At 63.7% G+C, this 16340-nt stretch carries 12 protein-coding genes; 9 read left to right on the top strand and 3 right to left on the bottom strand.

The features are described 5' to 3' along the window. Positions 1-6 precede the first annotated feature (6 nt). Together F1609_RS30270 and F1609_RS30275 are read left to right on the top strand one after the other, a co-directional pair. Positions 7-336 (top strand): hypothetical protein, encoded by a 330-nt coding sequence (locus F1609_RS30270; RefSeq protein ID WP_167081026.1) that lies wholly within the window; start codon positions 7-9, stop codon positions 334-336. Then, a complete protein-coding gene (locus tag F1609_RS30275; RefSeq protein WP_167081028.1) occupies positions 317-781 on the top strand; it encodes a DUF7832 domain-containing protein in 465 nt (154 codons plus the stop codon). The genes F1609_RS30270 and F1609_RS30275 overlap by 20 nt, the downstream gene beginning before the upstream one ends. Before the next feature lie 259 nt (positions 782-1040). Here F1609_RS30275 and F1609_RS30280 read toward each other — a convergent pair whose 3' ends face one another. Then, entirely contained in the window at positions 1041-3248 is a 2208-nt protein-coding gene (locus F1609_RS30280; RefSeq protein WP_167081030.1) for a TonB-dependent receptor plug domain-containing protein, read from the bottom strand. A 297-nt stretch (positions 3249-3545) separates the two neighbouring features. On the opposite strand from F1609_RS30280, the gene F1609_RS30285 reads away from it, so the two are divergent. The 7 genes from F1609_RS30285 (at position 3546) to F1609_RS30315 (ending at position 14335) form a co-directional block, all read left to right on the top strand. Next, positions 3546-4088, top strand: a complete 543-nt coding sequence (locus tag F1609_RS30285; RefSeq protein WP_167081032.1) for a hypothetical protein — start codon at positions 3546-3548, stop codon at positions 4086-4088. Between the two features lie 167 nt (positions 4089-4255). Continuing rightward, positions 4256-6277, top strand: coding sequence for a diguanylate cyclase (locus F1609_RS30290; protein ID WP_167081034.1), 2022 nt, complete (start codon positions 4256-4258; stop codon positions 6275-6277). 69 nt (positions 6278-6346) lie between these two features. After that, entirely contained in the window at positions 6347-7633 is a 1287-nt protein-coding gene (locus F1609_RS30295; protein WP_167081036.1) for an SMI1/KNR4 family protein, read from the top strand. An 88-nt stretch (positions 7634-7721) separates the two neighbouring features. Continuing rightward, positions 7722-8462, top strand: coding sequence for a M48 family metalloprotease (locus tag F1609_RS30300; protein WP_167081038.1), 741 nt, complete (start codon positions 7722-7724; stop codon positions 8460-8462). A 321-nt stretch (positions 8463-8783) separates the two neighbouring features. Beyond that, positions 8784-10970 (top strand): ATP-binding protein, encoded by a 2187-nt coding sequence (locus F1609_RS30305; RefSeq protein ID WP_167081040.1) that lies wholly within the window; start codon positions 8784-8786, stop codon positions 10968-10970. A 472-nt stretch (positions 10971-11442) separates the two neighbouring features. After that, positions 11443-13254 (top strand): hypothetical protein, encoded by a 1812-nt coding sequence (locus tag F1609_RS30310; RefSeq protein WP_167081042.1) that lies wholly within the window; start codon positions 11443-11445, stop codon positions 13252-13254. A gap of 25 nt (positions 13255-13279) precedes the next feature. Continuing rightward, a complete protein-coding gene (locus tag F1609_RS30315; protein WP_167081044.1) occupies positions 13280-14335 on the top strand; it encodes a ferritin-like domain-containing protein in 1056 nt (351 codons plus the stop codon). 69 nt (positions 14336-14404) lie between these two features. Here F1609_RS30315 and F1609_RS30320 read toward each other — a convergent pair whose 3' ends face one another. Beyond that, positions 14405-15592 (bottom strand): aKG-HExxH-type peptide beta-hydroxylase, encoded by a 1188-nt coding sequence (locus tag F1609_RS30320; RefSeq protein WP_167081045.1) that lies wholly within the window; start codon positions 15590-15592, stop codon positions 14405-14407. A 41-nt stretch (positions 15593-15633) separates the two neighbouring features. Further along, positions 15634-15999, bottom strand: a complete 366-nt coding sequence (locus tag F1609_RS34325) for a hypothetical protein (protein WP_206752976.1) — start codon at positions 15997-15999, stop codon at positions 15634-15636. Positions 16000-16340: the final 341 nt, after the last annotated feature.

Genomic DNA, 16340 nt, shown 5'->3' on the forward strand with positions numbered 1-16340 from the left:
GCAATAATGATTGACCACGTCAGATATAGCTATTTCGACTTTCTAAATAGGAGCAAAAAAACAGCCTACCGAGAGGCAGTCACAATGAGAGCAAAGGCATTAATGACGTTTTTGTCGAACAATGGACTTATTCTAATTGATCCTTTTAAGGAAAATGGAGAATTAAAAGATGATTTGGTCGCTTGCATTTCAAACCTTACTCCAAAGGGTGTTGCGATTTTAAACGAGCCGGTGGCAAAGTGGTGGTCTTTCGTAGAAAGTGGCGGAGACACAAACGACATCAGCATCCTGAATAAATCACTTGAAAAGATGCGCTATGAAAACTCATCAATTTAACCTGAAATACGACGATGCCAGCTGGCACAGCGAAGGCGATTTTCCAGCAAATTTCCCGCCAGAAGCGGGAGGGACACACATCGCCATGTTTTTGATATGGGCTTGGCTAAATGGGCTTGGAGGGGAATCTTTTGAGGAATTTATGGATGAGTTCAATGATGCCGTGGAAAGCCAGAAAATGTCTCCAGCGGAGATACTCTTTGCCATGTGCGATGGCAAATTGACAAGCGAGGATCTGAACGATGAAGGAAACGCGTTTGCGGACGCATATTATCAAGATACTTCAACCGGGTATTTACCCGACTATATAAAATATATTGCGGTCGGTTTGCCCACAATTTACCACGTGCAAGACACATGGGAAAATTTTGGCTTAGTGTCCCATATGATCAGCGAAAAATATAGCGAATGGGAGCATTCAAGCAATGCGCGCAACCAGCACTAGTGTAATTAACATCGGAAGACGCGCAAATTCCTTCGACAAGCAGTGCCGACTGGGAGCTATTTACAATTAGGACCTCACTGGCGACCGCCAGCTGGTTATCGGTGAAAAGCCAATTGATTTAGATGACGACGCGCTGGGACGCAGGATAAGGAAGACCGACGCGTTCGGCTTGACTGTATTCCTGTGGAATGGCTTGCAGGTGATGCAGGAACAGCGCGACAGCAGTCTGAAGCGCTCCGCCTGCAACACGCCTGAAGCATCAAAACTTCAATTCAGCAATCGCCCGCAGCACCGTGTAGGTCGGCGCCGTCACGGTCTTGGTTTGCCACAGCCCCTCCCCTGCATAGCTTGACCCCTTGCGATCATCCTCATGCAGCAAGTTCGACGCACTCAGGCGCAGGTGCACCTTGGGCGTGAACTTCCACAGCACATAGCCTTCAAGCACGCGCTTGTTCGAGTCGCTGGCTGTTTCATAGCCCGACCGGCGCACCGTCCCGTTCTTCACAAACCCGACCGTCGCCCCGGCCGATACCGGCGCCGAGCTGAAGTTGTAGTCGGCGCCAACATTCACCGACAGCGGCGCCTGGTTGCCGATCCGGTTGTCCGGCCCCGGCACTGCGTCGATCGTCGACCACGTGCGCGCGAGCGCGGCGCGCATCTCCAGCGCCGGGGCGCCGGCAAGCAACTGCGGCAACTTGAATTTGGTCTCGAGCGTGATCCCGCGCGCCAGCGCCCGGCCGCTGTTGAACGGGCGCGCCACCCAGCGCCCGCCATCGCGCACGGTGCGGGTCAAGGTCACATCGTCGATGCGGCGTGTGAACAGGCCCACGCTGAGCATGCCATCCTGGCTCAGATAATGTTCGTAGGCCAGGTCGAGCCCCAGCGCGCGCTCGGGCCGCAGACCGGGATTGCCGCTGGTATCGGGCCGCGTCACCATGTTAAGCACCGACACGCTGCGTCCGGCGATCAGGCGCTCGCTCGCCGGCACGCGCCAGGTGCGCGCCAGCCCCAGGCGCACCTGGTCCGCTTTGCTGCCGGGCAGGCGCCACACGCTCTGCAGCACGGGACTGAACATGCCCCTGGCAAAATCCACCCGCTCCCCGAGATTGTTGGCACTGTGCAGCTCCACCCGCTCCCAGCGCAGGCCGAAGTACAGCGCCACGCGCGCCGTGACGTCCCACTCATCCTGGGCGTACAAGGCATAGCGGCGGCTGTCGACCCGAAAACTGTTGCCGGCCTGGTCCAGCCGCGAGCGCCCATCGATCACGTCGCTGCGCTGAGACTGGTTACGGTCGCGCTGGAGCTCGATGCCGCTCACCAACGCGTGCTTGTCGGTGTACGCCGTGCGCAGCTTGGCCGAGGCCGTCACGCTGCGGTTGTGCTCGTCGCGCGCGGTATCCTGGCGGTTGCGCAGGCGCTGCTCGCGGTCGACGAAATCGATCCCGCTCGACGCCTCCGAGCGCGCGTAGGTCGCGCCGGTTTTTGCCTCCAGCTTGCTACTGGCGTCCAGCGTCTTGATCCACGTCAGGTTGTTGCGGATGGTCAGCGACGAACCGGCGCTGGTGTAGTTCTCGTTGGCGAACGGCGTCTGCGCCCCGCGCAAAAAATCGGTGCGCCCGAAGCCCGCGCTGTCGTACTTGATGCCGGACAGATAGCTTTGCAGCGCCAGCGAATCGTCGCCCCCCAATTTTTTGCTGATGCGCGGCGCCAGGCTCCAGTTCCAGCCACGATCCTCGTTGAACTGCGTCATCTCGCGCAGGATCGCCCCCTCCTCGTCCGCGCCTTCGGTCCGGGTCAGGTAGGTTTCATCGCCGCTCAGCTGGCGCGTGGCGGCCGTCACCAGCCAGTTGAGCGTATCGTCCTGGCCGCTCCAAGTGCTTGACAGTTGCGGCTTGGTGCGGTCGTTGTCGTGATAGATGCCGGCGCGCAGTTGCCGCTGCTGCTTGCCGTTGCTGCGTTTGAGGATGATGTTGATGGTGCCGGCAATCGCCTGCGTCCCCATCTCGACCGTGGGAACGGCGAGGATCTCGATGCGTTCGACCAGGTCCGGCGCGAGGTTCTCGAGCATGAAATTGGGGGGGGCCGGCTCGCCATCGAGCAGAATGCGCACATAGCCGCTGCCCAGGCCGCGCATGCTCACTTCGCCGCCTTTGCGGCCCGGAACGCCATTGACGACAATGCCGGGCTGGCGCCGCAGCACGTCGAGCACGCTGCCGTCCCCATAGCGCACCAGCTCGGCCGCGCCGACAGTCTGGCGGAACGTGCCCGATGCGCGCCGCTCGTCGACGCGGCTGGCGCCGATCTCGACCTGCGGCAGCGCTGCCGGCACGGCTGATACGGGCGCCGGTGTTGCTGATGTTGCCGGCGGCGCGGCAGGCGGCGCGTCCTGCGCATGGGCCTGGCCGCACAGCGCCATGGCGGCGAATACTGGTGGACTGAAAAGCCGGGACAAATTGGTCAACGTCATGGCAAGGTCGAAAGAAAGAGTGAGCGTGGACCGCGCCGGGATCATCATTCATTTTGCCAACAATGTCAATTTCCACATTTTGCATTGAATGCAATTTTTCCGGGGTGCGGCCGGCGCGGGCGGCAGAGGCAAACGCGCCGACCATCCGCGTGGCCAGGGCGGCGTTGATCGGCGCACACCGCGCGCACCGGGCTCCACGCCACCGGCGGCGCGTTAGAATGGCGGCAACAGACACGGCGCTTGCTCCCCGGCACGGGCCGACGATGTCACTACGCGCCAAGCGGAAAGACGAGCGCCATGCACATCAGCCAGCATCCGACCCACAACCTCGACCTGCGCGTGCGCGAATTGCGCCAGCTGTTCAACTCGCTGGACCCGACGCCGTTCTTGAACAAGGATCTCGACCGCGCCTGCGAAGCGTACATCGAGAACTGGGCGCTGGCGCTGCCGAGCGATTGCCACCTGCACCTGACCATCCATATCGAGGAGCCGACGGCGGCCAAGGAAGCCGGCGAGCTGGTGGCCGACGCCATCCACAACTATTACAGCTACAAGATTGGCCTGGTACGAGGCGAGCTCAGCCAGCTACTGCGCGTGGGCCGGCTCAGCCTCGTCATCGGCCTGGTCTTCGTCGCCGCCTGCCTGCTGCTGGCCGAAGCCATTACCAGCCTGATCCCCGGCCCGGCCGCCAAGATCGCCCACGAAAGCCTGACCATCATCGGCTGGGTGGCAATGTGGCGCCCGGTGCAGATCTTCCTGTACGACTGGTGGCCCTTGAAGGGACGTATCAAGGTCTACGAGAACCTGCGCTTCGCCCGCGTCAACGTCGTGCTCGCCTGATCGACCGAGCCTGTTGCAAATGAGCATCACGACACGGGTACGCACGCAACAGGACTTCCTGCCTTGCAGGCAATTTGATCCATAATCGACGCTCCAGTGTCCGGCGGGCGCGACAGCCGTGCGGACACGTTCCCGCTGGACCGGCCACTCACGACCTTCGGATTGTCATGCCCCTCTCCTCTCGCCTGCTGCTGTGCCTCGCCCTCGGCGCCTGCCTGCCGGGCGCGCCCTTGCTGGCCGCAGCCCCGGCGGGCGCGCCGGCCGCCGCCGAACTGGCGGCGATCCGCACCCTGTCGCAAACCTCGACCGTGGACGCCCTGGTCCGGCTGGAGGCGCTGCGCTCGCGCACCGGCCAGGACGCGCCCTACCCGCTGCGGCGCGACCTGCTGCGCACCGAAGTGGCGCTGCGCGAAGATGCCGGCCAGCTCGAGCGCGCCTATGCGCTCGAACGCGAGGCGCTGCTGCTGGCGATCGACAACAACGATCCCGTGTTCGCGGCACTGGCCAGGCTGGGCGCGGTGCACCAGTTGCTTGACCAGAACCGCGCGCGCGAAGCCCAGGAGGCGCTGGCGGAAATCCGGGCCGGCTTGCCGGACCATCCGCCGCGCATGCTGCGCGTGGCCCTGGGCCGCGCCGAGGGCGACGCCTTCAATGCCAGGGCCCGCTTCGACCAGGCGCTGGCGGCCTATTTGCAGGCACTCAAGCTGGAACAGGACGATCCGGACGCCGGTGAAAGCCGCGCCATGCTGCTGGCGCAGATCGCGCGCGTGTACATCAACATCGACAACCCGGCCAAGGCGATCGAGACCACCCGCGAGGCGCTACGCGAGCGCGTGCTGCCGGCGCGCACCTTGGGGCGGCTCCAGTTCACCGAGGGCATCGCCCTGCTCAAGCTACAGCGCGACAAGGATGGCATCGCCGCCTTCCAGCACGCCCTCGACACCGCCACCCGCGGCGCTCTGGGCAGGCTGGAAGCGCAAGTGCGCGGCAACATCGCCGACTATTTCCTACGCCAGCACGACTACCGGCGCGCCGAACAGGAAGCGCGCCTGGCCCTGGACGCCTCGGAGCGGGTCGAGGACGAGAACATGGTGCTCATGGCCAAGGCCAACCTCGGCTTCGCGCTGATGGGGCAACAGCGCGTTGCCGAAGGGCTTGCCTATGTCGATGCCGTGATCGCCAGCATGGAGCAGGCCGGCGCCAGCACCGACGTGGCCGCCATGCTCGATGAAAAGGGCCGCATGCAGGAGCGGGCCGGCCTGTACAAGGAAGCGCTGGCGACTGCGCGCCGGCATCAGGCCGTGCAGCACAGCGGCGACCGCGCCGTGGCCGCCTTGCAGGAAGAATACGAAGCCGGCCAGCGCACCCGCCAGATCGACCTGCTGCGCCGCGAAAACCAGGTCAAGGACGCCGACCTGCGCAGCCGCCGCCTGCTGCAACTGCTGACCACGGTCGGGGCCTTGCTGATCGTCGCCGCCGGCGCGGTGGTGCTGGTGCTGTACCGGCGCTCGGCCGGCACCAACGTGCGCCTGAACCAGCTCAACACCCAGCTCACCTATCACTCCCGGCACGACGCCCTGACGGGCCTGTACAACCGGCGCTCGTTCCTCGACAAGATGGCCGCGCGCGGCACGCCGGCGCCGCGCAAGGACGAGCCGCCCGGCGTCGATTGCATCATGCTGATCGACATCGACCACTTCAAGCACATCAACGACCGCTGGGGTCACGGCGCGGGCGACGCGGTGCTGGTCGAGGTGGCGCGGCGCCTGTGCGCGGCAGTGCGCGATTCCGACATGGTGATGCGCTGGGGCGGCGAAGAATTCCTGATCTACGCCCCGGACGCCGACCCGGCCCACGTGGCCGCCATCGTCGCGCGCGTGCTGGACGGCATCGGCGCCACGCCGCTCGAGGCCGGCGCGGGCAAGATCCCGGTCACGCTGACCGCCGGCGTGGTCACCCTGCCCCTGCCCGGCGCCGCGGACGATGGCAGCGACTGGGAACGCGGCATGCGCCTGGCCGACTGGGCGTTGTATCACGGCAAGGAGAACGGCCGCAACCAGGCGCGCATCGTGACAAGCCTGCTGGCCCCGCTCGACTCGGTGCTGGCGGCGCTCGACGGCGCCAACGCCGGGGAGCCAGGATGGATCGAGACGGCCTGCCTGCACGGGCCGGCGCAAGGCACGGCGTAGCGGCGCCATCGTGTATCATCGTGGACAATTCGACAACACCACGATGATCACTGACAAGGATAGTCCCGCATGAGCGCAAAAAGTACCCCGGAATCGACGGCGTGGGAATTGCTGCACGCAGCGAACAAGCAGCAGCAAGAACACCATTTCGAGCAAGCCCTGGCGCTGGCCGGCACGGCGCGCGCGGCGCTGAACCGCATCACTGCGGGAGAGGCGAAAGTCGCACACTATCCCGTCTGGGGCAAGCTGTTCGAGGTGGAACTGGCGGCGCTGGAGGCACTCGGCAGGCCGGCCGACATGATCGCGGTGGCGACCGAGCTGACCGACAAGTTCCGCTTGTCCGACGACACCCTGTTCGGCAACGATCTGGTCTCGTTTCGCGAGGTGCTGCGCCAGGCGCACGGGATCCTTGCGCTCGATTGCCTGGCGCGCCAGGACACAACCCACGCCATCGCGCTGATCGAAGCCGCCTTCAAGATCAAGGCCGGCCTGGGCGAGTATCTCGATCCGTTCGAAGCGCTGTACGACATCCGCGCCCAGGTGTATTGCCAGGCCGCCGACACCGATCCGGAAACATACCGCGAGCGCCTGTTCAGCGCCTTGAACACCCTGCAAAAGAAGGAAGTCGAGCATTACAGGACGGTGGCGTCGGCCAGGCCGAAGGCGCTGTTCGCCGACCCCGACTTCCTGGCCTACCAGCAAAATACGCCGCTGCAAAAACTCATGCGCCGTAACGCCGGCGACACCTGGAAGGACGCCATCAAGCGCTTCGCCGACGTGGCCGAGCTGCTCGGGTTCGATGACTACCAGGCCAGCTTCAACGAGCTGACGGTATCGCCGCCGGAAACCGAAGCGGCGCTGAGCCAGCTGGAACTGCAACTTGCCTGCACCATCCCCGCCGCCTTGCGCCAGTTGTATCTGGAACACGGTGCCTTGCAGATGCGCGAGGACGGCATGTGGGGCACCCTGGCCGTGTACGGCAGCGAGCACGAGCCGCGCACGCCGCCGCTGTCGGGCCTGATGGACGGCATCGATTCGCTGTGGGGCGGACGCCCGGAATTCGACGACAGTTTTTCAGAAGAGGAGCTCGGCTACTTGAATGCGCACTACGTCGTCTTCGGCCATATTCACCATGACGACAATTCGTACACGCATTTGTACTTCAACAAAAACGGCGGCTGCGGCGCGCTGTACTACCACCAGGATGACTGGGATGACGCGTACTCCTCGTTCGAGGACATGCTCACGCCCCCGCACGCCGGCGGCGCGAGCTTCGACAGCCTGTTTTCCAACGCGGTCGATGAGGTCATCGAGAGCATGGTGAGCTGGAAAGAAGACGAGGACAACGAGGCGTAAGCCGCCTCATCAGGAGTCAGTCGGCAAAGGCCCCGGAGGATCGCCTTTTCCCGGTCGATTCACCGCGCGCAGTTGGTATGATGGAGCAATGTACTTCCATTGCATCGCTGCCCTGCTGGCCATTTGCCTCCTGCTGTCAAGCGGGGGCGCGAGCGCCGTCACCGAAGAGGAAGTGGTGGCGGGCGCCGCCAGGCTGTATCGCGTCCGGATAGACGCGCTGGCGCAGGCCGGCATGCTCGACCGCGACGCATTGTTCGTGGCGCGGGTCGCGCGCATTGCGCAGCGCTTGAGCGAGCAGGCCCGGCACGACGACCCGGCCGCCCAGGTGGTGTCGTGGGAAATCCACACCAGCAGCGATCCGGACGACAATGCCTCATGCATGGCCGGCGGCAAAATCCTGGTCAGCCAGCCCTATGTCGAGCAATTGGCATTGACCGATGCCGAACTGGCGATGGTGCTCAGTCATGAGATGCAGCACGCTATCTTGCTGCACAACCTGAAGGAATACCACGAGGCGGTGCGCCTCGATCCGGCCTGGCTGGCGCGTCCGTTTTCCGCGCTGGAAGCGGCGGTCGACAATGACGCACGCCTGATGGGGCAACTGGCAGAGCTTAACCGCGAGCAGGAAGTCGAGGCCGACCGGGAGGGAATGGCGATGGCCTGGCGCGCGGGCTGGCGGGCCAGCGAACTGGCCGCCTATTTTCGGAAACTCGAGCAGGCCGCCACCATGAGCCACATCGGCAGCGCGACTCACCCGTCGCCGCTACAGCGCTGGCGCGCGGCACGGCGCCAGGCCGAGGCGCTTGCACGCGGCCGAACTGGCGAGTAATCGTGTTTTCAATGCGGTTCAACTGGCCCGACATACAGGCTGAGGTACCCGCCCCCGATCGCCAAGACCGGCGGCGGGCACTATGTTACGATACCGCCATTCATCTTGCGACGAACACAGCTGCCGCCACAAACGCCATCGCACCACTTTCCGCGCTTTCCCCGCGACCGCTTTGCAGGTCGCCGGTCCGCAGTTCGGGCTTCGGCGCGGAAAGGTGCGTTCGTCATCATTTCCGTCACAGAGAACGAAAGACACAGTGAAAAAAATCAGTGAGCGCGGTGTGGCCGGTCGCCAGGCCGGCTTGACGCCCGGTGTGCGCGCATGAGCGCCGACACGGCGCCGCAGACGGCCATCGTCACACTGCAAAATTGTGCGGACGAACCGATCCATGTGCCTGGCAACGTGCAGGCGCATGGCGCGATGCTGGTGTTCGACGCCGGCGCGCGCCTGGAAGCGTGGAGCGCCAACGTCGGCACCTTGCTCCTCATGGAGCCCGGCATGGGCATGCCCCTGCAAGCAGTCGGCCTGCCTGCGCCGATTGCGCAGATGGTCCAGGAATGCCTGGCGCTGTGCGCCGGCGACGCCATACCGTGGATGCTGGCGGTGCACATTGGCGGGCGCGAGTTCGATTGCGTGGCGCATGCGCATCTGGGCCGCGTCATCGTCGAATTCGAACTGCGCGATGTCTCGCTCGACGAGGTCGGCATCTTTGCGCTGAAAGCGCACAGTGCACTGGACCGCCTGAAGCGCCAGACCACAGTGACCTCCTTGCTGCAGATGGCCACCGACCAGGTAAGGGAGATTACCGGTTTCGACCGGGTAATGGGCTACCGCTTCGCCCAAGACGGCAGCGGCGACGTCATTGCCGAGTCGCGCAGCGCCAGCCTTGCGCCATTGCTGGGCATGCGCTACCCGGCCAGCGACATCCCGGCCCAGGCACGGCGCTTGTATGTGATCAATACCCTGCGCTTGATTCCCGACGTCAAGGCGGCCGTGGTGCCCGTGCTCGGGCGCGACGGCAGCGCGGCGGTCGACATGAGCCATTGCGTGCTGCGCAGCGTCTCGCCGGTGCATATTGAATACTTGAACAACATGGGCGTGGGCGCATCCATGAGCGTGTCCATCATCGTTGACGGTTGCCTGTGGGGCCTGATCGCCTGTCACCACATGAGCGCGCGCCGCGTTCCGTACGCCATCCGCATGACAGCCGATGTGATCGCCCAAGTGCTGGCGGCCACGGTTCAGACCCTGGAAGCCCAGCGCCGCACGGAAACCATTGCGCTCGCCGCCGACATGCGCTCGAACCTGATGCAGTCGCTGCTGATGGGCGAAGACACGCTGCGCGACGTCGCCGTGCACGCGGGGGCCATGTGCGACGCCCTCCAGTGCCCGGCGCTGATCGTCACCCAGTCCGGACGCCACGTCGCGCATGGCGCGATCGATGCGCTGACGGCGGCGGTGATTGCCCGCGCCCATCCGCTGGCGGGCGACTTGCTGCTGGAGCGGCGCCAGGTCAGCGACTGGCCCGAGTCCGCGCGCGCGCACATCGCGCACTGGCCCGGCATGCTGGCGATCTGTTTCGATCCACCTCGCGACGGCTGGATCATGGCCCTGCGCCCGGAGCAGATCGCCTCGATCCGCTGGGCCGGAAAACCGGAGAAAATTCTCCGGGTGGGCCCCCTGGGCGGGCGCCTGACCCCGCGCGGATCGTTCGACGAGTGGCTCGAAACGGTGCGCGGGCGGGCCGAAGGCTGGTCCGCCACGCACCTGGCGATCGCCCGGCAAATGCAGGATGAGCTGCACCGCGCCAGCATCGCCAGGCAGACCGAGACCGACCTGGCGCGCGCCCAGCTGATGGCCATGCTGGGACACGACTTGCGCGAGCCGCTGCAGGCGATCCAGATGGCCGCCGCCGTGCTGCAACAAGGCGGCGCCGCGGCGCCCATCGGGCTGCGGATCCAGAGGTCGAGCAGCCGCATGAACCGGCTGATCAGCCAGGTGCTCGATATGAGCAAGATCCAGATGGGCGTCGGCCTGGGCGCGCAGATGCGCAGGCTCGACCTGGCAACGGTAATCGGCGACGTGGTCGATGAAGCGATGACCGGCCATCCCGACGTGTGCTATCGCCTCGTTGCCGACGCTGGCGCGCTGGTCGAGGGCGACGCCGACCGCCTGGCGCAGCTGGCCTCCAACCTGCTGAGCAATGCGCGCAGTCATGGCGAGCGCACGGCACCGATCGATATCGTGGTCGCGGCCGGTGCCAAGGAAGCGACTTTCTCGGTCAGTAACGTTGCCGAGGCACTCGACCAAGCCGCCGTGCGCAGCCTGTACCAGCCATTCAAGGCAGCCTCCCTGCACAACGCGCATAACCGCGGCGGCATGGGACTGGGCCTGTACATTGCCGAACGCATCGTCACGGAGCACGGCGGCACCCTGGCCTATGCGCACGCGCAGGGCCGGGTCACCTTTACTGTCACGCTTGCGCTGGCGACCGGCGCAGGCGGGTGACGCCGGCAAGCAGGTCACAGTTGCCGGGCCAGCCGCCGGTCACCGATACCCACACCCATCAGGGCGAAACGCGCACCTTGCGTGGCGCCAGATGGCGCCCCACGGGTCGCCTTTCCAGATTAGCCGAAATGAATGGTCAATAGTTAAGAAAGTAGCCTTAATACTATTTATTTTTCGACAGGTAGGCATGTCGAATTTTTCGGCCGTTCATGTGTATAGTCATCGTCATGAGTGTGCCGGCGATCGTGTGGATGCATCGCGTTTCTTTCTCACTGAGTAACAAAGAAACCGCACACTGGCGCGCCCCGCTGCCGATCGACCAGCGCAAGCTCGACAGTGGCAACCCAGTAGTGCGCTGCCGGGCGCCACTGGCGGAACGCGCCGGCGCCGCCATCGTTTCTTGGTTAGGACGGCCCTGCCCGGGCCGCGTACCGCATCTTGCTGCCTCTTTTGTCAACGCTGAAAGAACAACATGAGCTACCTGAACCCTTTGCGCCTGCACTTCTGCGGCCGCTTCCAGGCCAATCCTTCGACGGTCAACAACACGGTGGCCAACTTCGACAGCGACGCCTTCGTTGCGGATGCCGACAAACTGTGGAATCCGGGTGGCGATGCGGCATGGCGCTTGTCCGGTTGCAAGGTCACCTGCGCATTCACGGCGGCGGGCCCGGTCGGCGCGGACGACCCCATCCTGGGATACAGCATTGCCGATTCGAACGAACAGGTCTGCGCCAAGATCGTCGATCTCGATCCCGAGCAGCAGCTGGTATCGGAAATCTGGGGCCTGCAGGTGCGCATCGCCGACGCCAACGGCAATACGCTTGTCGTGGGCGACTTCACGCCGGCGGCGTTTACCGATATCTGGTTTGGCCGGTCACAGGGCAAAAGCGGGGACATGGGGGCCGGCGCCATGTGGCAGTCCGTGCTGACCAAGCTGCGCTGGGGCGACGTGTCGCACTCGCGCTTCCTTACCGCGCTCCAACAGGCCGCCGGCTCGGGCAAGTTGTCGATCAAGTTTAATTGCGATGGTTACAACATGACCCCGACCGCGCCGGATTTCAGCTATGGCCGCGTGTATGGAACGATCGGACCGGCCCTGGCCGGCGAACCGGATCACCTGGTAGTCGGGCGACAGTTCATTGCCGCTGATCCCGGCAAGCAAGGGATCAACCATTTTTCCGCGCGCGTCGACACCAGCGCCGCTTGCCTGTTCCTCGACCTGGGCAATGCGTTGCCCACCGTGGTCGCGGGAGGACCTGCGGCCTCGCTCGGCACCCTGTCGGTAGGCATCGTCGATCCACTCATGACACCGGGGACGCCGGCCGGGCACGTCACGGTGCTGGGCACGATCGCGCCGGCGGTGTATCAGCAACCCGACTGGTTCGCCCGGACGGCCGGCGTGGTCGTTCTTGCGCTCGATGCCGCCCAACTGCGGGCAGTGGCGGCCAGCCCGCTTGCCCTGGCGGGCGATGGGCCTGCCGCGGCATTCATCTCCGAAGCGCTGGACGGCAAGTTCGTCCGGGCTGACCGCTTCGTGTTTCGCCTGTGCCCGCACGAGCAGGCCGAGATCGCGGTGCACGCGAGCCTGTGGGGCGTGCCCTACCCGGACGCCGAAGTCACCTTCCCCGCAGACAATCAGCAACTCCAGGCCCAGGTCCAGGTCTTGCAGGTGGGCTTACCGCCGCTGTGGGCAACGGCAAGCAACCCGGCTGCAACGACGGACCGCAACGGGGTAGCGATCCTGAGAATGACGCCGCCCGATCCTGGCACCCCGCGCTTCTTTCCCGACCATCCCGACTGCGCTATCGACGGCCAGGTGTACGCCATTCGGCCGAAGCTGGCTGATCAATCCATCGATGCGAATGTCAACGCGTCCAATTTCATCAGCATCCTGCTCTGGAGCGGGTTTGCCGCGCCAGCGCCGCTCACCTGGGATGCGATTTATCCCATCTTCCTGCAATACGCCAACCTGTACCCGGTGATGAAGCGCTTTCTCGACTTGTCCAGGTACGAGGACGTGGTCGCGAACGCGCGCCTGCTCAAGCTCGCGTTCGGGCTGCCCGCCTCCGATCCGAACGCCATGCCGGTCACGCGTGATCTGTCACCGGCCAAGCGCGCCGCGATCCTCGCCTGGCTGGACAACCCGTTGCCCGGTACCGCACCCGCCGTAAAGCGTGTGGAGGCGCTCCTTGAAACGGTACCCGCTTCACCGCCCCCCGGTGACGGCGAAGGCGGCAAATCGGCCGCGTCAAAACGCCGGCTTGTGGTACGCGAAGCAGAGTAATTGTCGATCCCTACAGGAGAACACCATGATCCATCTCCAACGCGAACGGCTGCGCAGCCTGCGCTCGACCACCCCCAAACTGGCCGACGTGCGCGCGGTACTGCAGGATGCCATCGAACTGGAACACGCAACCATTCCCGTTTATCTCTACGCGCTGTATTCGCTGGACCCGTCCAAGAACGGCGCCGTGGCCGCTATCATCGAGTCTGTGGTGATGGAGGAAATGCTGCACATGCTGCTCGTTGCGAATGTCCTCAACGCCATCGGGGGCCAGCCGGACATCGCCGCGCCTGGTTTTATCCCGCGTTATCCCGGTCCACTGCCTGGCGACGTGGAGGGCGAACTGATTGTCCATCTCGCGCCATTTTCGCAAGACCAGCTGAGCGCTTTTCTGACCATCGAGCAGCCGGAGAATCCCTTGGTGTTCAAGCACGTGCCAGGAGAAGACGACCGCAGGGTGACCATCGGCGAGTTCTATGCGGCCATATCGGCATCGCTGGCGCGCCTCGACCCTTCGGTGTTCAGCAATACGCCGCGCAACCAGGTGGGGCCGGACCTGTTTACAGGCAGTATCGTGGTGACCGATTTGAAAAGCGCGCAAGCGGCGATCAATCTGATCGTCGAGCAGGGCGAGGGCACCAGCACATCGCCGGAGGAAACCGGCGGGGGCGGATTTGCCCACTATTACCGGTTCATGCAGATACGTAAAGGCCATGCACTCGTCAAGAATCCAGGCGTCAATCCCCCGCAGAAGCGCTATTCCTATTCCGGAGCGCCAATCTCGATCGACCCGGACGGCGTGTATGCACTGCCGACCAACCCCAAATCAGCCGATTATCCGGATGGCTCAGCGCAGCGTTACGCGTCCGACAGGTTCAACTATACCTATACGGCGCTGCTCAATTGCCTGCACTGCCTGTTTGGAGGGGAAGAAACGGCGCGCCAGCTGGACGTGGCGGTTGGCTTGATGATGTCGCTGAAGGGACAAGCCAAGGCCATGGCAAGCGGGGTTCCGAACCCGGCAATTATCATAGGCCCCAGCTTCGAGTACCAGGCCGGCAATCCACCCGGCCCGGCGTAAAGCCGCATCATCGGCATGGCGCGGGACGGTTGATCAAACCGCCCGGTTGAGGTTTGCGGGCCGGGTGGATCACGCTGCCAGTGGCTGGTGAATATCGACCCGCTCCAGCATGTCGCTGCCAAAGTCGGACAGGAAGCGCGGCGATTTTTCCCTGAGGCCGTCCAGCGTGTCGCGCAGGCCGGCGGTGAGTTCCCCGGCGCGTACATGCTGCCTGGCCTTGTCCATGAAGATGGCCAGGCCGATGGCCACGAATACGGAATGGAAGGCGATGTTGACCCCGCGCGGATATTTTTTTATCGCCGAGATAACCAGCCCATCCTCGGGTGCATACCAGTGCGGCGTGGTGAAGATCTTTCGTACCAGGTCGGCCAGGAAAATGGTGTTATGGATGTATTCGTGGACGATGCTTTCGGCAAAATCGAGAACGGTCCAGGATGCATCCGGATTGATCCAGATCAGTCCAACCATCGACGACACGGTGCCGCTACTGCCCTCGCGCCGTACACAGGCAATGGTGCCGATCATCGCGTGGATGGCGGTGTACAGGTCGCCGTCGACGGCCTTAATGAATGCCAATGCGTCTCCAATCCTCCCTGTAATGGTTTGTTGTTCGGCAGCTGAATAGAACTGCGGTTGCGAGCGCGATATCAAGCCTTCCCTGCACAGTTCTTCCAGGAGGCGCGGATTGTCAAAAGACACCATCAGCGCGTCCTGGCAGGGAATCGACGTGTTTTGAATGGCGTTCAGGCTGTTGATGTAACTTTGCTTGAAGGTCGCCGCCACCGGCAGGCACCCGGTGATGGCAGCGATGGCCTGGATCTGGTTGTTGATATTCTGGCGCAGGTTGAACGGATCGTAACGGCCTTGCTCCGTCAGGGTGGCCAGGCCGGACAGCGCAGCCGGGTCATTCGCAACTGGTCCCTCCTTGGTTGCTGCGAGCTGGCGCCGACGGTCCTCGGCTTCCGCCGCCGAGGGATCGATCGGACCATTCGCCGTGCTCGGCAAAGGGGGCGGCGGCTCTGGCCGTAGCGCGCCGTGCATCATATTGATCGACGCATACCACAGGATATTTTTCTTGACGGTGTTCAATTCGTCGCCGTCCGCCTCGAATGCGGCGATGGCACTCTGCCTTAACTGGGTAATCGGAGTATCGTTCATGTGGGAATCCAGTTGTGCGCCCTGCGCGGGCGACGTTTCACCTGCTGGAATAACCGGGCGGGAAACGCGGGACTTGCCCCGCGCCTGGCGCCCGGCCAAGCGAATTCACCTCGCAAGGGGCTTCGCCCCCGGCAAGCTAGTTACCAGGTCCGGGGCGGCAGCAAACCATCCGTGACTTGCCTGCCCGCTGGCGCACTTGTGCGCGCGGAGGCGTCGCAGCGGTCGATCGCCACGGATTGCTGGCTGCGGCCGCTACCATGGTCATTGACGGCAGCCCACACGTAGTTTGCCGGCCCGTGCGCGTTGGCATCGCCCGCGTTGGACGGCCCCCCACCCTGGGAACCCCATACATACTGAGCCGCAGGTGGTGCCGGCGTCCCAATCTGTGATCCCCAGACGTACTGGGCGGCAGGCGGTGGTTGTTGCATGCGAACGTGTAATTGCGCATCCGGGGTGATTTCGATTTCGTGCAACACGCGGCCTTGATGTGTAATTCTGATTTCCATATATATTCCTTTAGTAGCGTTAAGCTGCATAACGTGGTTGTCGGAATGCCCGCCAGCAGGGCAAAGAAAATTCAAAACACTCAGTTCATGCAGACCGCCCACCCGGTCCGCATCACTCACACCCTTGGACGGCGCCGGTGGTAGCACCAATCCATCCAAGTAAAAGGCATATGGCCTGCCAGCGCCAGTGCCGGACACTGTTGCGCCGGACCTGTGATTCGGAAGTCTCCTCCTCAAGGCAGTCGCTTGCGAGAATGTGTCAACAACTCTACACAGAGTCACAACACAAAAATTCACTAAATGTAACAATAAGAAAATTATATGGAGGCTGGTGCCACGAT

It is taken from the genome of Massilia aquatica (genome assembly GCF_011682045.1).
Taxonomy (GTDB): Bacteria; Pseudomonadota; Gammaproteobacteria; order Burkholderiales; family Burkholderiaceae_D; genus Telluria_A; species Telluria_A aquatica.